This is a genomic window from Streptomyces sp. NPDC088785, from assembly GCF_044750685.1.
In the GTDB taxonomy this organism is placed as follows: Bacteria; Actinomycetota; Actinomycetes; order Streptomycetales; family Streptomycetaceae; genus Streptomyces.
Genome location: NZ_JBIVKH010000009.1, coordinates 213,615 through 233,240, shown reverse-complemented (window position 1 = coordinate 233,240; position 19,626 = coordinate 213,615). Strand labels below are relative to the sequence as shown.

At 72.3% G+C, this 19,626-nt stretch carries 16 protein-coding genes and 1 pseudogene; 12 read left to right on the top strand and 5 right to left on the bottom strand.

Annotated features, from left to right (window positions below; genetic code table 11):
- Positions 1-16: 16 nt before the first annotated feature.
- A complete protein-coding gene (locus tag ACIP5K_RS24555) occupies positions 17-637 on the top strand; it encodes a TetR/AcrR family transcriptional regulator (RefSeq protein WP_401412659.1) in 621 nt (206 codons plus the stop codon).
- On the opposite strand, the gene ACIP5K_RS24550 is transcribed toward ACIP5K_RS24555, so the two are convergent.
- Together ACIP5K_RS24550 and ACIP5K_RS24545 are read right to left on the bottom strand one after the other, a co-directional pair.
- Complete coding sequence (locus ACIP5K_RS24550) at positions 618-1,976, bottom strand: MATE family efflux transporter (RefSeq protein WP_401412658.1); 1,359 nt, start codon at positions 1,974-1,976, stop codon at positions 618-620. The genes ACIP5K_RS24555 and ACIP5K_RS24550 overlap by 20 nt on opposite strands.
- A complete protein-coding gene (locus ACIP5K_RS24545) occupies positions 1,973-2,962 on the bottom strand; it encodes a phosphotransferase family protein (RefSeq protein ID WP_401412656.1) in 990 nt (329 codons plus the stop codon). The genes ACIP5K_RS24550 and ACIP5K_RS24545 overlap by 4 nt, the downstream gene beginning before the upstream one ends.
- 299 nt (positions 2,963-3,261) lie before the next feature.
- Between ACIP5K_RS24545 and ACIP5K_RS24540 the strand changes: the two genes are divergently transcribed.
- Both ACIP5K_RS24540 and ACIP5K_RS24535 read left to right on the top strand, forming a co-directional pair.
- Complete coding sequence (locus tag ACIP5K_RS24540) at positions 3,262-3,744, top strand: phospholipase (protein ID WP_401412655.1); 483 nt, start codon at positions 3,262-3,264, stop codon at positions 3,742-3,744.
- 172 nt (positions 3,745-3,916) lie between these two features.
- Complete coding sequence (locus tag ACIP5K_RS24535; protein WP_401412653.1) at positions 3,917-5,263, top strand: M28 family peptidase; 1,347 nt, start codon at positions 3,917-3,919, stop codon at positions 5,261-5,263.
- A 102-nt stretch (positions 5,264-5,365) separates the two neighbouring features.
- On the opposite strand, the gene ACIP5K_RS24530 is transcribed toward ACIP5K_RS24535, so the two are convergent.
- Positions 5,366-5,788: a YjbQ family protein gene (locus ACIP5K_RS24530; RefSeq protein ID WP_401412651.1), complete on the bottom strand. Its 423-nt coding sequence runs from the start codon at positions 5,786-5,788 to the stop codon at positions 5,366-5,368.
- A gap of 131 nt (positions 5,789-5,919) precedes the next feature.
- Here ACIP5K_RS24530 and ACIP5K_RS24525 point away from each other — a divergent pair, with 131 nt between their 5' ends.
- From ACIP5K_RS24525 to ACIP5K_RS24500, 6 genes and pseudogenes are all read left to right on the top strand, one after another.
- Positions 5,920-6,003: a putative leader peptide gene (locus ACIP5K_RS24525; RefSeq protein ID WP_349817350.1), complete on the top strand. Its 84-nt coding sequence runs from the start codon at positions 5,920-5,922 to the stop codon at positions 6,001-6,003.
- Between the two features lie 136 nt (positions 6,004-6,139).
- Entirely contained in the window at positions 6,140-7,051 is a 912-nt protein-coding gene (locus ACIP5K_RS24520) for an ABC transporter permease (RefSeq protein WP_401412649.1), read from the top strand.
- A pseudogene (locus ACIP5K_RS24515) lies at positions 7,024-7,776 on the top strand (ABC transporter ATP-binding protein); the annotation flags it as partial. The gene ACIP5K_RS24520 and the pseudogene ACIP5K_RS24515, both read left to right, overlap by 28 nt.
- A gap of 382 nt (positions 7,777-8,158) precedes the next feature.
- Positions 8,159-9,205, top strand: a complete 1,047-nt coding sequence (locus tag ACIP5K_RS24510; protein ID WP_401412648.1) for an ABC transporter substrate-binding protein — start codon at positions 8,159-8,161, stop codon at positions 9,203-9,205.
- A gap of 2 nt (positions 9,206-9,207) precedes the next feature.
- The gene (locus ACIP5K_RS24505; RefSeq protein WP_401412647.1) at positions 9,208-10,377 is read left to right on the top strand and encodes an LLM class flavin-dependent oxidoreductase; all 1,170 of its coding nucleotides are present in this window, start codon (positions 9,208-9,210) and stop codon (positions 10,375-10,377) included.
- Positions 10,378-10,451: 74 nt separating this feature from the next.
- Positions 10,452-11,615 carry an NAD(P)-binding domain-containing protein gene (locus ACIP5K_RS24500; protein ID WP_401412645.1) on the top strand — a complete coding sequence of 388 codons (1,164 nt, stop codon included), beginning with the start codon at positions 10,452-10,454 and terminating at the stop codon, positions 11,613-11,615.
- 48 nt (positions 11,616-11,663) lie between these two features.
- Here the strand turns inward: ACIP5K_RS24500 and mltG are convergent, their stop codons facing one another.
- Both mltG and ACIP5K_RS24490 read right to left on the bottom strand, forming a co-directional pair.
- Positions 11,664-12,527: an endolytic transglycosylase MltG gene (mltG, locus tag ACIP5K_RS24495; RefSeq protein WP_401412643.1), complete on the bottom strand. Its 864-nt coding sequence runs from the start codon at positions 12,525-12,527 to the stop codon at positions 11,664-11,666.
- Positions 12,528-12,628: 101 nt separating this feature from the next.
- Complete coding sequence (locus ACIP5K_RS24490; protein WP_401412641.1) at positions 12,629-14,446, bottom strand: ABC transporter ATP-binding protein; 1,818 nt, start codon at positions 14,444-14,446, stop codon at positions 12,629-12,631.
- A gap of 95 nt (positions 14,447-14,541) precedes the next feature.
- Here ACIP5K_RS24490 and ACIP5K_RS24485 point away from each other — a divergent pair, with 95 nt between their 5' ends.
- The 3 genes from ACIP5K_RS24485 (at position 14,542) to ACIP5K_RS24475 (ending at position 19,610) form a co-directional block, all read left to right on the top strand.
- Positions 14,542-14,985: a MarR family winged helix-turn-helix transcriptional regulator gene (locus tag ACIP5K_RS24485; protein ID WP_401412639.1), complete on the top strand. Its 444-nt coding sequence runs from the start codon at positions 14,542-14,544 to the stop codon at positions 14,983-14,985.
- 50 nt (positions 14,986-15,035) lie between these two features.
- Positions 15,036-17,981: an FAD-binding and (Fe-S)-binding domain-containing protein gene (locus ACIP5K_RS24480; RefSeq protein ID WP_401412637.1), complete on the top strand. Its 2,946-nt coding sequence runs from the start codon at positions 15,036-15,038 to the stop codon at positions 17,979-17,981.
- Between the two features lie 120 nt (positions 17,982-18,101).
- Entirely contained in the window at positions 18,102-19,610 is a 1,509-nt protein-coding gene (locus tag ACIP5K_RS24475; RefSeq protein WP_401412635.1) for an ArnT family glycosyltransferase, read from the top strand.
- The last annotated feature ends 16 nt before the right edge of the window (positions 19,611-19,626 follow it).

The following is a 19,626-nucleotide window of genomic DNA, read 5'->3' as shown; positions in this document are numbered from 1 at the left end:
CTGCGATGATGGGGGTATGTCTGATGCGGAAGTCACCGTGCCTGCGTCCGCGCGCGGGTACGCGAAGGGGCGCGCTCGCCGTGAGCAGATCGTGACGACGGCTGCCGAGGTGTACGCGGATGTGGGCTACCACGGCGCCTCGCTCCGGGAGATCGCGAAGCGGGCCGGCATCAGCCACGTGGGCCTCCACTACTACTTCCCCAGCCGTGAAGCGCTGTTGGCGGCGGTGCTGGAGCGCCGGGACCGGGAGGACACCGCGCGGCTCGCGCCGAAGGAGTACTCGCCCAGGTCGGCGGTGCGGCACCTGGTCGATCTGGCCGATCACAACGCCCGGCATCCGGGGATCGTGGAGTTGTACGCGCGTCTCGCGGCGGAGGCGTTCGCCGGGGACCATCCGGCGCACCAGTACTTCACGGACCACTACCGCACGACGCGGGCGTACGTGCACCGTGCGCTGGGGGAGCTGGCGGAGCAGGGGGCGTTGCGGGCGGGGGTGGATCCCCGGGTGGCGGCGGCCGGGTTCGTGGCCCTGATGGACGGGTTGCAGGTGCAGTGGCTGACGAGCCCGGACGAGGTGGACATGGCCGCAGTGCTGCGCTCCTACCTGGAGCAGCTCCTCAAGGAGCCTTCGGCGTAGCACGGTGCAGGTGTCGCAGCACCAGGAGGGCGACGACCGCGGTGGCCACTTCCCCGGCGGCCAGGGCGGCCCAGACCCCGGTGGTGCCCAGGCGGCCGACGGCGGCGATCAGGGGGACCTTGATCAGCAGCAGGGTGCCGACGGTGAGGAGGTACGCGGGCGCCGGGCGGCCCAGTGACTGGGCGTAGGCCGCCGCCAGTGGGCCGATCCCGGCGACGGTGAGCCCGATCGCGATGACCGGCAGCGCGTGCGCGGCGGCGGTGACGGTGTCGGCGTCGTCGAGGAAGAGGCCGGCGAGGGGCCGGGCGAGGACCGCGAGGACGGCGGCGGTGAGCAGGCCGTACAGCGCGGACGCGCCGAGCGCGTAGTCGCGGGCCCTGCGCGCACGGTCGGTCAGGCCGCGGGCGCTGTTGTAGCCGACGAGGGGCTGGAGTCCCTGGCTGATGCCGGTGTGCGGCATCAGGACGAAGGTCTGGAGGCGGGCGCAGACGGCGTAGGCGGCGAGCGCGGTGGCCGATCCGGTGGCGGCGAGGGTGGCGTTGACGAGGACGGCCAGGAGGGTGACGCCGGTGCCGGCCAGGAAGGAGGGCAGCCCGATGCCCAGCAGCGCCCGCAGGGTCGGGCCGTGGGGCAGCAGGTCGCGCGGGCCGACGCGGTAGGGGCGGCGTCTTTGCCCGAAGAAGAACCACAGGCTCATCGCCGCGGACACCGCCTGGCCGCCGACCGTGCCGAACGCGGCGCCCCGCACGCCCATGCCGCATCCGAGGATGAGCAGCGGGTCCAGGGTGATCTGCACCGCGACGGGCACCAGCCACAGCAGGGTCGAGAAGCCCATCCGGCCCTCGGCCCGCACCAGGCTGGAGAAACCGGTGGACACCAGGGCCCCGCACAGCAGCACCACGGCGTAGGGGCGGGCGGTCGCGCCCAGTTCGCCGGTGGCGCCGAGCAGGGTGAGCAGCGGGTCCAGGAAGACCAGGCCGAGTGCGGTGGTGGCCGCGGCGCAGGCCCAGAACAGGGCGAAGCAGGTGCCCGCCGCGCGGGCGGCGGCCCGGTGGTCCCCCGCGCCCAGGGCCCGGGAGATGAGGGAGGCGCCGCCCGCACCGACGGTGGTGGACACCGCGCCGAGGAGCAGCAGGAGCGGGGCGGCCAGGTTGACCGCGGCCATGGCCGTGTCGCCCACGCCGCGGCCGACGAACCAGGCGTTGGTGAGGGCGTAGACGCCGTACACGCCGACCGCGGCGGTGGTCTGGGTGCAGGCGCGCCACAGCAGCCGGCCCACCGGGTCCGTGCCGAGCCGGGTCGTGTGGTCGGCGACGGGGACGGCCCGCGCGGAGGTCACCGGCCGCCGGGGCGGCCGAGCAGGGCCATGGCCTCGTCGAGGCGGAGGCGCGCCCAGTCGTACTGCCCGGTGTCGGTGTGCCCGCGGTACACGGTCTCGATGACCATGATCAGCAGCAGGTGGAGGCAGTACAGGCGGCGACGTGTCCGCTCGGTGTCCGTGAGCGCGCCGTGGCCGTAGCCGCGCACGAACGGTGCCGGGTCGCCGAAGGCCGCCAGCTGGGTGGCGGTGAAGCCGGCCTCCATCAACGGGTCTCCGTAGAAGGCGCGTTCGTGGTCGATGACGCAGACGATCCTGCCGTCGCGGACCATGACGTTGGAGGCCCACAGGTCCCACTCGACCAGCCGGGCCTCGGTGACCTCGTCGAGGCTGTCGGCGTGTTCGGCGACGGTCGCGCGCACGGTGTCGTACGCCCGGCCGATGTCGACGCCACGGCGCTCGCCGTCGACGAGCACGTCCTCGATCATCGTGGTGAACGCCTGCCGCCAGGTGGCGTGGCCGGGGCCGGCCAGCGGGCCGAAGTGCCCGCCCCGGACGGAGTTGATCTCCCGGTTGAGCGCGCCCAGTTGCTCCATCAGGGCGTCGCGCCCGGCCGCGGGAAGGGTGTCGGAGACGATGCCGAGGTTGTCGGCGTCGACGTACGGCATGAAGAAGTAGTCGGCGTCGCACAGCTCGCGGCTGCGGTCGGCGAAGTGGACGGCGGGCACGGGCACGGTGGTGCGGGTGCGCAGCAGGTCGAGCGTGGCCAGCTCGATCGACATGGCGCCGCGCTCGTAGGTCATCACCTCCACCGCGGGCGGCGGGGCGATCTTCAGGACGACCTCGGCGCCCTCGCGCAGGCGGATGCGGTAGGCCACGTTGAACCAGCCGTGCCCCAGCTCGCTCGCCCAGCCGTCGCCGGCGGGCACCTGCCCGGCTCCGTAAGCGCGCTCGATCATGGCGCGCAGCACGTCGGGCGACTGCCTGTTCTTGGTGATGCTCTCCACACTCGTTCCTCTCGGTGATGGCGCGCGGCAGGCACGCACAGATATTTACCACGTGTTAGAAATTGCCCACCAGGGGTCGGACGGATTCCCGTGCGCACGGCCCGCCGGCCGTCCGGCGGACCCTGCGCGCGCGGAGCGGACGGCTGCGGACACCCACCTACCGGTACGGCCGGTTCGCATGGGGCGCATGACGCCAACGCCCTCTAGTGGGGCGGCTGTTGACGGGACATCATGTCCCTGCCCGGGCTGAACGCCCGCCCCGGGCACTCGCATTCGTGTCGTCCACGGAGGTCACTGTCATGCGCTCCAGACTCCTCGGCCTGATGGCCGTTCCCGCCGCCGCTCTCACCGCCGCGATCCTGGCCGTCTCGCCCGCCTCGGCGGCCCCGGCGGACAAACCGCAGGTCCTCAGCTCCTGGACGCAGACCAGCGCGTCCAGCTACAACAGCTGGAACGCCGCGCGCCAGAATCAGGGCGCCTGGAGCGCCTACGGATTCGACTGGTCCACGGACTACTGCTCCACCTCGCCGGACAACCCCTTCGGTTTCCCGTTCAAGACGGCCTGCGCGCGCCACGACTTCGGCTACCGCAACTACAAGGCCGCGGGCACCTTCTCCGCCAACAAGGCGCGTCTCGACACCATGCTGTACGAGGACCTCAAGCGGGTCTGTGCCAACTACTCCGGCGCGAGCGCCGCCTCCTGCAAGTCCCTGGCCTGGACGTACTACCAGGCGGTCGACAAGCTCGGCTCGATCGCCCCGGCCGACGCCCTGGTGGGCTGATATCGGCCGCGTCCGGTGAGCGGACACGGCTGACCGCATGCCATCTTGACGGTGTGCCGTCAAGAGTCCACGATCGGGCACGCACCGCGCCCCTTCCCGCCCGCCGCGGGGAGGGGCGCACGGCCAGTTCCCCACCCGATCCCTTCGCGCGTACGGAACCCGGAGCCCTCACATGACTCTCTCCTTCCCCAGACGCACGACCGTGGCAGCAGCGGCCTCCTTCGCACTCGCCGCCCTCCTCGCCCCCGCCGTCCCCGCATCCGCGACCCCGTCCACCACCCCGTCGTCGGCCACCCCGTCGCCCGCCGCCGTCCTCGCGGCCCCGGACATCCCGCTCGCCAACGTCAAGGCGCACCTCACGCAGCTCCAGTCCATCGCGACCGCCAACGGCGGCAACCGCGCCCACGGCAGGGCCGGTTACAAGGCCTCCATCGACTACGTGAAGGCCAAGCTGGACGCCGCCGGATTCACCACCACGCTCCAGACGTTCACCTCCGGCGGAGCCACCGGCTACAACCTGATCGCCGACTGGCCGGGCGGCGACGCGAGCCAGGTCCTGATGACCGGCGCGCACCTCGACTCCGTCACGGCCGGTCCGGGGATCAACGACAACGGCTCCGGTTCGGCCGCGACCCTGGAGACCGCCCTCGCCGTCTCGCGGGCCGGCTACCAGCCGTCGAAGCACCTGCGCTTCGCCTGGTGGGGGGCGGAGGAGCTCGGCATGGTCGGATCGACGTACTACGTCAACCACCTCGCCGCGGCCGACCGCGCGAAGATCACCGGATATCTGAACTTCGACATGATCGGCTCGCCGAACCCCGGCTACTTCGTGTACGACGACGACCCGACGATCGAGCAGACGTTCAAGGACTACTACGCCGGCATCTCGGTGCCGACCGAGATCGAGACGGAGGGCGACGGCCGCTCCGACCACGCGCCGTTCAAGAACGCCGGCATACCCGTCGGCGGCCTCTTCTCCGGCGCCGACTACATCAAGACCGCGGCCCAGGCCCAGAAGTGGGGCGGCACGTCCGGCCTGGCCTTCGACCGGTGCTACCACGCGTCCTGCGACACCTCGGCCAACATCAACGACACGGCGCTCGACCGGAACAGCGACGCGATCGCCTACGCGGTCTGGGGCCTGTCCGCCGCGACCACTCCGCCGCCCTCCGGCACGGTCTTCGAGAACACCGCGGACGTGGCCGTGCCGGACAACGGGGCGGCCGTGACGTCGCCGGTCTCCGTCACCGGCCGCACCGGCAACGCGCCCGCCACGCTCAAGGCGAGCGTCGACATCAAGCACACCTACCGCGGCGACCTGGTCGTCGACCTCCTCGCACCCGACGGCTCCGCGTACCGGCTGAAGAGCTCCAGCTCCAGCGACTCCGCGGACAACGTGATCGCCACCTACACGGTCAACGCGTCGAGCGAGGTCGCCAACGGGACGTGGAAGCTACGGGTCCAGGACGTCGCGGCCCAGGACACCGGCTACATCGACAGCTGGAAACTGACCTTCTGAGCGACGCGGACGCGCGGCACACGGTGAGCGCACCGTGTGCCGCGCGTCCGTTGCCATCCGTTCCCGTCCGTACTCGTCCGTTCCCGTCCGGGAAAGCCGGGCTCAGCCCAGGAAACTCAGCCGGACCCGACGGTCGGGATTGTCCTTGTTGGTGTCCACCAGGCACACCGACTGCCAGGTCCCCAGCTCCAGCCCGCCCCCGATCACCGGCAGCGTCGCGTGCGGCGGGACCAGGGCCGGGAGGACGTGGTCGCGGCCGTGCCCCGGGCTGCCGTGGCGGTGCTGCCAGCGGTCGTCGGCGGGCAGCAGGGAGTGCAGGGCGGCGAGGAGGTCGTCGTCGCTGCCCGCACCCGTCTCGATGACGGCGATCCCCGCGGTGGCGTGCGGAACGAAGATGTTGAGGAGCCCGTCGCGACCTCGGGCGACGTCGCGCAGGAAGGACTCGCAGTCGCGGGTGAGGTCGACGATCCGCTCGGCGGAGCCGGTGGTGACGTCGAGGACATGGGTCGTGAAGGCATCGGACATACGCACCATTGTCGCCCACCGACGGCCCCCGGGGGCGGCACGCCGACCCCCTCGTCCCGATCTCTGGTACCAGAGGTCCAACCAGCGAGACGGCATTGACGGTACGTCGACAGGTGGCTACGTTCTGGCCCATGTTGCGTTCAGCCCTGCTCACCACGCGCGGTCACATCGACCTGCTGCGGGTGGCCTCCGCCGCGTGTCGCCGCGGCTGCTGACGCCCTTTTCCCCGCTCCTCCCCGCTTTTCTCCTCACGTCCCGCCGCGGCGCCCACGTGCGCCGTCGCGCCGCTGAGGCACGCCTCACGCTGCCGCGACCGCCCCCGGCGGGCGCCCTCCCCTGCCCTGGAGTGCCATGAGCATCAGTCATGCCCCGCCCCAGAAACCGTCCAGCGACACTTCCGGCGCACCCGGCGCACCCGCCCCCGCCCCCGCGTCCCACCCTGTGGACGCCGCGTCCGAGCTGGAACTGGTGCCGATCGTCCCCTCGTCCACCCGCCGCACCCGCGTCCCCCGGTGGCTGCGCCGCACGTCGGGCCCCCTGCTCCTGCTCGCACTGTGGCAACTGCTCAGCGCCACCGGCGTGTTGACGCCGGAGGTGCTGGCCTCGCCCGGCACCATCGCGGGGGTCGCCCGGGACCTGTTCGCGGACGGTTCCCTGACCACGGCCATGGGCGTCTCACTGCAACGCGTCGCGTTCGGGCTGCTCCTCGGCGTCGTCGTCGGCGTCGGACTCGCCCTGGTGTCGGGGCTGTTCCGGATCGGCGAGGACCTGGTCGACGCGAGCGTGCAGATGCTGCGTACGGTCCCCTTCGTGGGGCTCATCCCGCTGTTCATCATCTGGTTCGGGATCGGCGAGGCCCCGAAGATCGCCATCATCACGCTGGGCGTCTCGTTCCCGCTGTACCTCAACGTCTACGCGGGGATCCGCGGCGTCGACTCCCAACTCGTCGAGGCGGGCGAGTCGTTGGGGCTGAGCCGGTGGGGTCTCGTGCGTCATGTCGTGCTGCCGGGGGCGCTCCCCGGTGCCATGACCGGGCTGCGCTACTCGCTCGGCATCGCCTGGCTCGCGCTCGTGTTCGCGGAGCAGATCAACGCCGACGCCGGCATCGGCTTCCTGATGGTGCAGGCGCGGGACTTCCTGCGGACCGACGTCATCGTCGTCTGCCTGATCGTCTACGCGTTCCTCGGCCTGCTCGCCGATTTCGTCGTCCGAACCCTCGAAAGGCTGTTGCTGCAATGGCGACCGACGTTCACCGGCCGGTGACCCCCTCCCCCACCACCGCCTCCAGCACCGCGGCCGCCCGCTCGGCGGTGCGTGTCGCGGGGCTCACCCGCGCCTTCGACGGCCGCGCCGTCATCGACGACCTGCACCTCGACGTCAAGGAAGGGGAGTTCGTCGTCCTGCTCGGACGGAGCGGGTGCGGCAAGTCGACGCTGCTGCGCATCCTGGCCGGGCTCGACCGCGACATCGAGGGCACGGTCCTGGTGCCGCGCCGCAAGGCCGTGGCCTTCCAGGCGCCCCGCCTGATGCCCTGGAAGCGGGTGTGGCGCAACGTCCTGCTCGGGCTGCCCGGCTCCCCGGGCCGGGAGGTCGCCGAGCGAGCCCTGGAGGAGGTCGGTCTCGCCCATCGCACGAACGCCTGGCCGAAGACCCTCTCCGGCGGCGAGGCCCAGCGCGCCTCACTCGCCCGCGCGCTGGTGCGCGAACCCGAACTGCTGCTCCTGGACGAGCCGTTCGGCGCGCTCGACGCGCTCACCCGGATCACCGCACAGCGCCTGGTCGGCGAGCTGTGGCAACGGCGCGGCTGCGCCGTCCTGCTGGTCACCCACGACGTCGAGGAGGCGGTGCTCCTCGCCGACCGGGTGCTCGTGATGGACGACGGCGTCATCGCGTACGAGACCCGGATCGGCCTGGACCGGCCGCGCGACATCGCCGACCCCCGCTTCGCCGAACTGCGCACCGAACTCCTGCGGCGGCTCGGCGTCGACGGCGACGAGGACGACACCCGTCCGGGCGGCGGTCACGGCGGGGAGGGCGGGACACGGTCCCACCAGCGCACTCCCTCCGAGCAGGCCGCGCAGCGGGCCGAGACGCAGGAAGCCCCGGAGCAGGAAGCCGTCCAGCAGGAAGCCCCGGAGCAGGAAGCCGTCCAGCAGGAAGCCTCGGAGCGGAAAGCCGTCCGGCAGGAAGCTGCGCAGCAGGCATCCGCGCAGCAGGCGGCCGTGAAGCAGCCGGTGAGCTGACCGCCCACCGTCGCCCGCCCACCACCGCCCGCCCCTCCCAGCCCTCCCCTTTTCACCTTTCCCTCTCCATCCGCCCCGCCCCGCCCTGTCACCACCCGACGCCCTCTTCCCCGAACGGATTTCCACCATGCGACGCCTTCTGCCGCTCCCCGCCCTGCTCACCCCGCTCGCGCTCCTCCTCGCCGCCTGCTCCGGCGCCTCATCGGCCACCACGTCCACCGCCGGCGCGGGCGGTGGCGGCACCGACGGCAAGGGGTCGCTCACGCTCAACGTCGGTGACCAGAAGGGCGGTTCGGAGGCCGTGCTGCGGGCCGCCGGTGAACTCGACGGCCTGGACTACAAGATCCGCTGGTCCACCTTCACCTCCGGTCCGCCACTGCTCGAAGCCGTCAACGCCAAAGCCGTCGACATCGGCGGCGTCGGCAACACCCCGCCCGTCTTCGCGGCGGGCGCCGGCTCGAAGATCAAGGTGGTGTCGGCCAGCCACGGCACCGCGACCGGCGACACCATCCTCGTACCGAAGAACTCCGCGCTGCGGAAGCCGTCGGAGCTGAAGGGCAGGTCGATCGCGGTCGCGCAGGGGTCGTCCGCGCACTACCAGCTGGTCGCCTCCCTGAAGAAGGCCGGGCTCGGGCTCGGGGACGTCAAGGTCAAGTACCTGCAACCGGCGGACGCGCTGGCCGCGTTCACCGGCGGCAAGGTCGACGCGTGGGCGGTCTGGGACCCGTACACCTCACAGGTGCTGCGCGCGAAGCAGGGCCGGGTGCTCACCGACGGCGACGGGGTGACCAACGGTCTCGCCTTCCAGGTCGCCTCCCCCACCGCCCTCGCGGACAAGAAGAAGTCCGCCGCCATCAAGGACTTCCTGGAGCGTCTGCGGCGCGCCCAGGACTGGGTCTACAAGCACCCCGACGCGTGGGCGAAGGTCTGGTCGAAGGACACCGGACTGCCCTACGACGTCGCGCTCGACGCGGTGAAGCGGACGAACGGCACGCGCGTGAGCGTCGCCATCGACAAGGGCGTCATCGCCTCGGAACAGCAAATAGCCGACACCTTCACGAAGTTGAAGCTGATTCCGCGCCAGGTGGACTTCTCGCAGTTCGTCGACACACGGTTCAACGGCGACCTGCCCGCCTCCACCACCGCCCCGCGCACCTACGGCAAGGAGTCCTGACCATGACCGTGTCCCTGCACTGGTTCCTGCCGACCGGCGGCGACGGCCGGACCCTGGTCGACCGGCACGCCTTCAGCGCCGGCGCGCTCGGCGGCGCTCCGCGAGGGGCGGTCGCCGGGGTACGGGCGCCCAGCCTCGACTACCTGATCCAGATCGCCAAGGCCGCCGAGCAGTTGGGCTTCGAGGCGGTTCTCACCCCCACCGGCACCTGGTGCGAGGACGCCTGGCTGACGACGGTGGCACTCGCGCAGCACACGCGGCGGCTGAAGTTCCTCGTCGCGTTCCGGCCCGGCGTGATCTCCCCGGTGCTCGCCGCGCAGATGGCGTCCACCTACCAACGCCTCACGCAGGGGCGGCTGTTGCTGAACGTCGTCACCGGTGGCGACTCGGCCGAGCAGCGACGCTACGGCGATCACCTCGACCACGACCACCGGTACGCCCGCACGGACGAGTTCCTGTCCGTCGTGCGCGGCGTGTGGGGCGGGAACGCGCAGGCCCCGTACGACTTCGCGGGCGAGCACTACCGGATCGACGGGGGCTACTCGGCGCTGCCGCCCGAGCCCGTGCCGCAGATCTTCTTCGGCGGTTCCTCGGCCGCGGCCGGGCCGGTCGCCGCGCGGCACACGGACGTGTACCTGACGTGGGGCGAGCCGCCGGAGCAGGTGAAGGAGAAGGTCGACTGGATCCGCTCCCTCGCCGAGAAGGAGGGGCGGACGGTGCGGTTCGGGATCCGGCTGCACACGATCACGCGTGACTCGGCGCGCGACGCGTGGACCACCGCGGACCGGCTGCTCGACGACCTCTCGCCGGAGACGGTCGCGGCGGCGCAGGCCGCGCTCGGGCGCAGCGAGTCGGTGGGCCAGCAGCGGATGCTCGCGCTGCACGGCGGCAAGCGGGAGGGCCTGGAGATCTCGCCCAACCTGTGGGCCGGGGTCGGCCTCGTGCGCGGCGGCGCGGGAACGGCGCTCGTCGGCAGCCATGCCGAGGTCGCCGACCGGATCGAGGAGTATCACGCGCTCGGCATCGAGCACTTCGTGCTCTCCGGCTATCCGCATCTGGAGGAGGCGTACTGGTTCGGGGAGGGCGTCATTCCCGAGCTGGTGGCGCGCGGGCTGGTGGCGCCGGTCACGGCCGGCGCCGGCGCACCGCTCCTGGTGGCCGGCGGGCGCTGAGCCCGCGGCGCGCGACGGTGCCGGGGCGCGGGAAGATCCTGGACCCCGGCACCGTTGGTAGAAACGTGAACGAAATGGGGACGGGCGAGGCCTCCGGCGGCGGCGGGGCGCGACAGGTCGACGTGGTCGTCATCGGCGCCGGACAGGCGGGGCTCTCCGCCGCCTTCCATCTGCGGCGGGTCGGCTTCGTCCCGGACCGGGACTTCGTGGTCCTCGACCACGCGCCCCGGCCGGGCGGCGCCTGGCAGTTCCGCTGGCCCTCCCTCACGTGGGGCAAGGTGCACGGCATGCACGCGCTGCCCGGCATGGAGCTGACCGGCGCCGATCCGGCGCGGCCCTCGGCGGAGGTCGTCGCCGAGTACTTCGACCGCTACGAGCGGACCTTCGGGCTGCGCGTGCGGCGGCCCGTCGACGTGCGGCGGGTGCGCGAGGGCGAGGACGGGCGGCTGCTCGTCGAGTCCTCCCGGGGCGTGTGGGCGACACGCGCCCTGATCAACGCGACGGGCACCTGGGACCGGCCGTTCTGGCCGCGCTATCCGGGCCAGGACTCCTTCCTCGGACGACAGCTGCACACCGCGCGGTACCCGGGGCCGGAGGCGTTCGCCGGGCAGCGGGTCGTCGTGGTCGGCGGGGGCGCCTCCGGCACCCAGCACCTGATGGAGATAGCGCCGTACGCCGCGGCGACGACGTGGGTGACGCGGCGGCCGCCCGTCTTCCGCGAGGGCCCCTTCGACGAGGAGCGCGGCCGCGCCGCGGTCGCCCTGGTCGAGGAACGGGTGCGGCAGGGGCTCGCGCCGCTGAGCGTGGTGTCGGTGACCGGGCTTCCGGTGAACGACGCGGTCCGCGCGGCACGGGCGAGCGGGGTCCTGGACCGGCTGCCGATGTTCGACCGGATCACACCGACCGGTGTGGCCTGGGACGACGGGCGCGAGGTGGCGGCCGACGTGATCCTCTGGGCCACCGGCTTCCGTGCGGCGATCGACCATCTGGCTCCCCTACGGCTGCGCGAACCCGGTGGCGGGATCCGGCTGGCGGGGACCCGTGCGGCGCTCGACCCGCGGGTACATCTCGTGGGGTACGGGCCGTCGGCCAGCACCATCGGCGCGAACCGCGCCGGCCGGGCCGCCGTACGCGACATCCAGCGGCTGCTCGACCACGAGGAGCGGGAGGAGCCGGGGGTGCAGGAGGAGTGGGGGATGCAGGGCGTCGTCCCGGGGGGCGTCGGCACGCAGGTCTGAGGGCGCGCCGACGGTGGCGGCCCCGCCCGGGTGAGGGCCGCACGGGCCTCAGCCGTCCTTCTTGTCGGCCTCTCCTGTCTTGGCGGCCTCGGCGGCGGCCTTGTTCTTGTTGAATTCCGCGACGTTGCGCTGCTGCTCCGCGTAGTCCGCGGTGAAGCGGGTGTCCCCGGGTTTGACGGTGACGAAGTACAGCCAGTCGCCCTTGGGCGGAGCGGCGGCGGCCTTCAGCGCCTGCTCGCCGGGGTTGCCGATCGGCGAGGGCGGCAGGCCCATGCGTGCGTACGTGTTGTACGGGCTGTCGCTCCTGGTGTCCTTCTCGGTGGTCGTCAGCGTGGAGCGGCCGAGGCCGTAGTTGAGGGTGGAGTCCATCTGCAACGGCATGCCGTGGTTCAGCCGGTTGTAGATGACGCGGGCCACCTTGCCCATGTCCTCCCTGTTGTCCGCCTCGGCTTCGACGATGCTCGCGATGGTGACGGTCTGGTACTGGCTGGCCGTGCCCTGCTGGGCGCCCGCCGTCGCGTTCGGCCCGTGGAACTTCTTGTTCGCCGTGTCGACCATGTATGCGAGCAGGGACTGCGGTGTCGCCTTGCCGCCCAGCGGATAGGTCGCCGGGAAGAGATACCCCTCGGGGTTGCCCGCCGCGTCGCTCGGCAGCTTGAGGCCCGCCTGCGGCACGGCCTTCTTCGTGGTGCCGGCCGGTACGCCGAGCGCGGTGTCGACGGCGGCGTAGATCTGGCCCGAACGCCAGCCCTCGGGGATGGTCAGGACCTCGGGTCCGCCCTGGTCGTCACCGGACAGCGCCAGCGGCACCACCACCGCCGTGGCCGCCGCGACGGCCCCGGTCGCCAGCAGGACGACGCGCCCTCTGCGCGTGAGTCGGATCGTGCTCCGTCGCGGAGTCTCGTTCAGCATGCGGGAACGGTAACCCGCATATCCCAGTATTTACGACATATCTTCACTCCGGAGCCCGCACCGCCCCCGGGTGGGTCAGTGCCCGCGACGGGCCCCGGTTTTCAGGCCGCCGTCTTCTCCAACTGCGCGTCGCGCCGCACCAGGGCCGCGTACCGGCCGTCGCGGTCCAGCAGCTCGTCGTGGGTACCGCGCTCGACGATGCGACCGGCGTCCAGGACGACGATCTGGTCGGCGCCGCGGACCGTGGACAGGCGGTGCGCGATGGTCAGCGTGGTGCGGTCGGCCGAGAGCGCGTCGATGGCCTCCTGCACGGCGTGCTCGGTCCGGGTGTCCAGGGCACTGGTCGCCTCGTCGAGAATCAGGATCGGCGGATCGCGCAGGATGGTCCGGGCGATGGCCAGGCGCTGCTTCTCGCCTCCCGAGAAACGGTGTCCGCGCTCGCCGACCACGGTGTCGTAGCCGTCCGGGAGCGAGGCTATGTGGTCGTGGATCTGAGCGGCCCGGGCCGCGGCGTGCAGCTCCGCGTCGGTGGCGTCGGGCTTGGCGAACCGCAGGTTCTCCGCGACGGAGGCGTGGAAGAGATAGGTCTCCTGGGAGACGACGCCGACGGACCGCGCGAGGGTGTCGAAGTCCAGGTCGCGCACGTCCACCCCGTCGACCGTGACCCGGCCGCCCGTGACGTCGTACAGACGGGGCACCAGATGGCTGAGCGTGGACTTGCCGGAGCCGGTGGGGCCGACGACGGCGAGGCTGCCGCCCGCGGGAACCGTGAGGTCGATGCCGTCGAGCACCGGGCCGCGCCGGTCGTCCCCGACGTCATAGCGGAACTCGACGTCCTCGAAGCGGACCTCTCCCCTGACGGTGTCGAGGTGGACGGCGTCCGGCCGCTCGGTGATGTCGACGGGCAGGTCGAGATATTCGAAGATGCGCTGGAACAGGGCGAGCGAGGTCTGGATCTGGACGCCGGTCTGCAACAGGCTCACGGTCGGCCGGAACAGGCCCTGCTGGAGCGAGACGAACGCGACGAGCGTGCCGATGGAGACCGTGGGGCCGCCGAGCTGGAGGGCGATGCCGGCCGTCCAGTAGATGACCGCGGGCATGGCGGCCATGACGATGGAGATGATGGCCATGCGCCAGCGGCCCGCCATGTTCGACCGGACCTCCAGGTCGACCAGCTCGTCCGACTCGGCGGCGAAGGACCGGGTCAGGGAGTCGGCCCGGCCCATGGTGCGGCCCAGCAGGATGCCGCTGACGGACAGCGACTCGGTGACCGTGGCGGCCATCGCCGCCATCTGCTTCTGACGCTGGGTGGCTATCTTCTTGCGCTCGCGGCCGACCCGGCGGCTGATCCACACGAAGACCGGCAGCAGGAGCAGGGACACGATCGTGAGGCGCCAGTCGAGGGCGACCATCGCGACGATCGTGGCGACGACGCTCGTCAGGTTCGAGACCAGGGAGGTCGCCGTGGAGGTCACGGTCGCCTGCATGCCGCCGATGTCGTTGGCGATGCGGGACTGGACCTCGCCCGTGCGGGTCCGCGTGAAGAAGGCGAGGGACATGCTCTGCAACCGGCCGTAGACAGCCGTGCGCAGGTCGTGCATGACGCGCTGGCCGACGGTGGTGCTGATGAGCGTCTGGAGCACACCGAAGGCACTGGTGACCACGGCGCTGACGATCATGCCGAGGGCCAGCAGGCTGAGCAGCCCGGTGCGGCCCTGCGGGATGGCGACGTCGAGGATCTCTCGGAGCAGGAACGGCGTCGCCACCGTGACCAGGGACGCGGCGGCGACCAGCAGCCCGACGAGGGCGAGGCGGGCGCGATAGGGGCGGAAGAGGGACAGGATGCGTCGGATCTGGCGCGGCTGGCCCGAACCCGTGGCATCGGGGGGCGGCGTCCAGGTGATGTCGTCGCGGGGCATGGGCCTCCTAGATTCTGGGATTCCGAACGATTCGAGGAGCATAGCTCATTGTTACCTATACTCACAATGCACAAAGTCCTGGTAATGTTCCCGGCATGACCATCCCGGACGCCGACGGGTTCCTCGCCGAGCAGCTGCTGCGGCTCACCCGCCGCCTTCACCGCATCCAGAAGCGCCAGCTGGAGCCGGTCGGGATCACCCCTGCCCAGTCCCGGCTGCTGCGCGCCCTCGTGCACTACGACACACCGCCGCGGATGGCCGACCTGGCCGACCGCCTGGAGGTGGTGCCCCGGGCCGTGACCACCGTGGTGGACGGCCTGGAGGCGGTCGAGCTGGTCCGGCGGGTGCCGGATCCCACCAACCGCCGGGTCATCCGGATCGAGCTCACGGAGGGGGGCCGCGCCGCCCTGCGGGAGCTGCGCAGCGCGCGCCGCGCGGCGGCAGAGGAGATCCTGGCCCCATTGGACACGGAGCAGCGCGCCGAGCTGACGGTGCTGCTGAACGCCCTGTTCGAAGCCCCGCGCGAGCGGGACTGCTGACACCGCGGACCGCCGACCGTCCGTCGACCGTCCGCCGATCGAGGAGAGCCATGCCCCTGCTGGAGCCGAAGCCGGAAGCCCTGCGTCCGGGGACCCGATCGTCCGACCCGGCGCCCGACCGGGTCCCGGGCCGGCAGGCCGGCGGCACGCCCGAACCCCTGCGCACGGACCTGACCGAGCTGCTCGGCGCGCACAAGGTGCTGACGAAGATCTCGGACCTGGTGCGCTACGCGTCGGACGCGAGCCCGTACCGCTTCGTCCCGCAGGTCGTCGTGGTCGCCGAGGACATCGACGACGTGTCGGCGGTGATGTCGTACGCGCACGGCAAGGGCCGTGAGGTCGTCTTCCGCGCGGCGGGCACGTCGCTGAACGGACAGGCGCAGGGCGAGGACATCCTCGTCGACGTCCGGCGGTTCTGGTCGGGCATCGAGGTGCTCGGCGACGGGGAGCGGGCCAGGATCGGCCCCGGCACCACCATCGTGCGGGCCAATGCCACGCTCGCCCGTCACGGCCGGGTCCTCGGCCCCGACCCGGCGAGCGCGATCGCCTGCACCCTCGGCGGCGTGGTCGCGAACAACGCGTCGGGCATGACGGCGGGCACGACCCGGAACTCGTACCGCACCCTCGCCTCGCTCACCTTCGTCCTGCCGTCGGGCACGGTCGTCGACACCGCCGATCCGCGGGCGGACGCGGACCTCGCGCAGGCCGAGCCGGCGCTCTGCGAGGGACTGTTGGCGATCAAGCGCGAGATCGAGGCGGACCCCGCGCTGACCCGCCGCATCCGCGCCAAGTACGAGATCAAGAACACCAACGGCTACCGGCTCGACGCGTTCCTCGACGGCGCGACGCCGGTCGAGATCCTGCGCGGCCTGATGGTGGGCTCGGAGGGCACCTTCGGCTTCATCTCCGAAGTCGTCTTCGACACGCTGCCGCTGGACCGCAAGGTGTCGACGGCGCTGCTGTTCTTCCCCTCGCTCACGGCGGCGGCAGCGGCGGTGCCGGTCTTCAACGAGGCGGGGGCGCTGGCCGTCGAGCTGATGGACGGCAACACGCTGCGTGCCTCGGTGAGCGTGCAGGGCGTGCCGCAGGACTGGGCCGAGCTGCCGAAGGAGACGACGGCGCTGCTCGTGGAGTTCCGCGCGCCGGACGAGGAGCGGCAGGCCGCCTACGAGGAGAAGGCCGCACAGGTGCTCGACGGGCTCGACCTGGTCGCCCCCGTCGCGTCGGTGACCAATGCGTTCACGCGGGACGCGAAGACGATCTCGGGCTACTGGAAGGCGCGCAAGGCGTTCGTGACGGCGGTCGGCGGTTCGCGGCCCTCGGGGACGACGCTGATCACCGAGGACTTCGCGGTGCCGCCGGCGCGGCTGGCGGAGGCCTGCGAGGCGCTGCTCGACCTCCAGACGCGGCACGGCTTCGACGCGGCCGTGGCGGGACACGCCGCGCACGGCAATCTGCACTTCCTGCTGGCGTTCGACGCGGGGCTGCCCGCGGACGTGGACCGGTACGCGGCCTTCATGGACGACTTCTGCGGGCTGACGGTGGAGCGGTTCGACGGCTCGCTGAAGGCGGAGCACGCCACGGGCCGCAACATCGCGCCCTTCCTGGAGCTCGAATGGGGCCCCCGGGCGACGGAGCTGATGTGGCGCACCAAGCAGGTCATCGACCCGGACGGGGTGCTGGCCCCGCGCATCGTCCTGGACCGTGACCCGAAGGCGCATCTGCGCGGTCTGAAGACGATCCCGAAGGTCGAGCTGATCGCGGATCCGTGCATCGAGTGCGGCTTCTGCGAGCCCACCTGTCCGAGCGAGGACCTGACCACGACGCCCCGGCAGCGGATCGTGCTGCGCCGCGAGATGATGCGCCAGCCGTCGGGTTCGCCGGTCGAGGACGAGCTGATCGACGCCTACGGCTACGACGCGGTGGACACCTGCGCCGGGGACTCCACCTGCAAGCTGGCCTGTCCGGTCGGTATCGACACGGGCGCCTTCATGAAGGGCTTCCGGCACGCGCGGCACTCGCCGCGCGAGGAGAAGGTGGCCGCGCTCACGGCGAAGCACTTCAAGGCCGTCGAGGCGTCGGCCCGGCTGGCGGTCGCGGCCGCCGACAAGATCGGTGACCGGCTGCTGACGCGCGTCACGACCGCCGCCCGCAAGGCGGTCCGCCCCGACCTCGTCCCGGAGTGGCTGCCGGAGATCCCCGCCGCCGCGGCCCGCACCCTGCCGCGCACCGCACGCGCGAGCGCGACGGCCGTGTACTACCCGGCGTGCGTGAACCGCATCTTCGGCACTCCCGGTGACATCTCCCTCCCCCAGGCGGTCGTCGCGGTCTCCGCGCGCGCGGGCAGGCCGGTCTGGATCCCGGACGACGTGGCCGGGACGTGCTGCGCCACCATCTGGCACTCCAAGGGCTACGACGAGGGCAACACGATCATGGCGAACCGGATCGTCGAGGCGGCCTGGGGCTGGACCGCCGGCGGCCGTCTCCCGCTGGTCGTGGACGCGTCGTCGTGCACGCTCGGCATCGCGCACGAGGTGGTGCCGTATCTGACGGACCACCATCGGGAGCTGCACGCCGAACTGAAAATCGTCGACTCGCTGGTCTGGGCGGCCGAGGAGCTGCTGCCGCACCTCACCGTGGAGCGGACGATCGGCTCGGCCGTGCTGCACCCGACCTGCTCGATGGAGCACCTGGGCGACGTGGAGCAGTTGAGGGCGGTTGCCGAGGCGTGCGCCGACGAGGTCGTGCTGCCGGACGACGCGGGCTGCTGCGCCTTCGCGGGCGACCGCGGCATGCTCCACAAGGAGCTGACGGAGTCGGCCACGGCGAAGGAGGCCGCGGAGGTCACGTCCCGGGCCTACGACGCGCACCTGTCGGCGAACCGGATGTGCGAGGTGGGCATGGACCACGCCACGGGCCGGACCTACTACTCGGTTCTCGTGGAGTTGGAGCGCGCGACGCGACCGGCGGCCGGCGGCGCGCTCGGCCGCGGCTGAGCCCGCGGCGCGGGCGGTGTGACGGGCCGTATGGCGGGCGGTATTCGGGGCGGTCCTCTCGACCGGCCCCGGTACCGCCAGTACGCTCCCGGCTCACCGGTCGACGGCGGGGGGCGCACCATGGTCGAGGGCGAACGGCGGGGCGCGGGCGGGCTGGCGCCGGTGGCACGGTGGCCGCTGCTGGGTATCGGCGCGCTGTACGCGGCCGGGCTGAGCCTGTTGTCGGCGCGCTACGGCTACCACCGCGACGAGTTGTACTTCCGCGCCGCGGGCCGGCACCTCGCGTGGGGCTACGTCGATCAGCCGCCGCTGACGCCGCTGCTCGCCCGCGCCTCCACCGGCGTCTTCGGTGACAGTCTCGTCGGGCTGCGGGTGTGCGCGACCCTCGGCGCGGCGCTCACCGTGTTCGTGGTCGCCCTGATCGCACGGGAGTTGGGTGGCGCGTGCGGGGCCCAGCTGCTCGCGGCGGCGCTCGCGGCGATCGGCGCGCAACTGCTCGCCGTCGGGCACATGGTCTCCACCGCCACCTTCGACCTGCTGGTGTGGGTGACGCTGAGCCTGGTGGTGCTGCGGCTGTTGCGCGGCGGGGACCGGCGCTGGTGGCTCGCGGCCGGTGCGGTGACGGGGCTGGGCGTGCAGAACAAGTACCTGGTGGTGGCGCTGATCGTCGTGCTGCTGGTCGCGATCGTGTGGGTGGGGCCGCGTGCGGTGCTGCGCACCCGCTGGCCCGTGTTCGGGGGTGTTCTCGCGCTGGCGCTCGCCGCGCCGAACCTGGTGTGGCAGGCGGCGCACGACTGGCCGCAGTTCACGGTGGCGCGCGGCATCAGCGAGGACGACGGCGCGGAGAACCGGCTGCTGCTCGTGCCGCAGCAACTCGTCTATCTCTCCCCGCTGTTCGTGCCCGTCTGGATCGCCGGCTGGCTGCGGCTGTGGCGCGCCGCCGATCTGCGGTGGGCGCGGGCGTTCGCCGTGGCCTACCCGCTGCTGTGCGGGGTGACGCTGGCGGCGGGCGGCAAGGGGTACTACACCGTGCCGCTGCTCGTGGTGCTGCTGGCCGCGGGGTGCGAGCCGGTGCTGCGATGGGCGCGGGACGGGCGTGCGCGCGTCCGCGGTGCTCTCGTCGCAGCGATGGTGCTCGTCTCGGCCGTCGTCAACGCCGTACTGGTCCTGCCGGTGCTGCCGCCCGACCGGCTGTCCGTCCCGATGGCGGCCGACCCGGAGCAGGGGGAACAGCTCGGCTGGCCCGAACTCGCCGACGCGGCGCGCGAGGGCTGGTCCGCCGTCCCGGCCGGGGACCGGTCGCGGGCGGTGCTGTTCTCCGTCAACTACGGCGAGGCGGGCGCCCTGGAGCGGTACGGTCCCGGGCGCGGACTGCCGCGCCCCTACTCCGGCCACATGAGCTACGCCGACTGGGGGCCGCCGCCCGATTCCGCGGACGGGCCCGTTCTGCTCGTCCGGGCGCGCGACGCCTCCCGCATCGAGCGGCATTTCTCCGGCTGCCGCACCGTGGCCCGCGTCGACAACGGCCAGGGCGTCGACAACGAGGAACAGGGCGCCTCCGTCGTCCTGTGCACCGGCCCGCACCCGACGTGGTCCACGCTGTGGCCGTCCCTGCGGCGCGCCTACTGAGCCCGGTGGCGCGCCG

Bases quoted from the DNA above. Each gene is read 5' to 3' on its own strand.
- ACIP5K_RS24500 (WP_401412645.1), top strand. From the start codon at position 10,452: ATGGGGACGGGCGAGGCCTCCGGCGGCGGCGGGGCGCGACAGGTCGAC.
- ACIP5K_RS24510 (WP_401412648.1), top strand. From the start codon at position 8,159: ATGCGACGCCTTCTGCCGCTCCCCGCCCTGCTCACCCCGCTCGCGCTC.
- ACIP5K_RS24490 (WP_401412641.1), bottom strand. From the start codon at position 14,446: ATGCCCCGCGACGACATCACCTGGACGCCGCCCCCCGATGCCACGGGT.
- ACIP5K_RS24540 (WP_401412655.1), top strand. From the start codon at position 3,262: ATGCGCTCCAGACTCCTCGGCCTGATGGCCGTTCCCGCCGCCGCTCTC.
- mltG (WP_401412643.1), bottom strand. From the start codon at position 12,527: ATGCTGAACGAGACTCCGCGACGGAGCACGATCCGACTCACGCGCAGA.
- ACIP5K_RS24535 (WP_401412653.1), top strand. From the start codon at position 3,917: ATGACTCTCTCCTTCCCCAGACGCACGACCGTGGCAGCAGCGGCCTCC.
- ACIP5K_RS24485 (WP_401412639.1), top strand. From the start codon at position 14,542: ATGACCATCCCGGACGCCGACGGGTTCCTCGCCGAGCAGCTGCTGCGG.
- ACIP5K_RS24480 (WP_401412637.1), top strand. From the start codon at position 15,036: ATGCCCCTGCTGGAGCCGAAGCCGGAAGCCCTGCGTCCGGGGACCCGA.
- ACIP5K_RS24505 (WP_401412647.1), top strand. From the start codon at position 9,208: ATGACCGTGTCCCTGCACTGGTTCCTGCCGACCGGCGGCGACGGCCGG.
- ACIP5K_RS24525 (WP_349817350.1), top strand. From the start codon at position 5,920: ATGTTGCGTTCAGCCCTGCTCACCACGCGCGGTCACATCGACCTGCTG.
- ACIP5K_RS24475 (WP_401412635.1), top strand. From the start codon at position 18,102: ATGGTCGAGGGCGAACGGCGGGGCGCGGGCGGGCTGGCGCCGGTGGCA.
- ACIP5K_RS24555 (WP_401412659.1), top strand. From the start codon at position 17: ATGTCTGATGCGGAAGTCACCGTGCCTGCGTCCGCGCGCGGGTACGCG.
- ACIP5K_RS24520 (WP_401412649.1), top strand. From the start codon at position 6,140: ATGAGCATCAGTCATGCCCCGCCCCAGAAACCGTCCAGCGACACTTCC.
- ACIP5K_RS24530 (WP_401412651.1), bottom strand. From the start codon at position 5,788: ATGTCCGATGCCTTCACGACCCATGTCCTCGACGTCACCACCGGCTCC.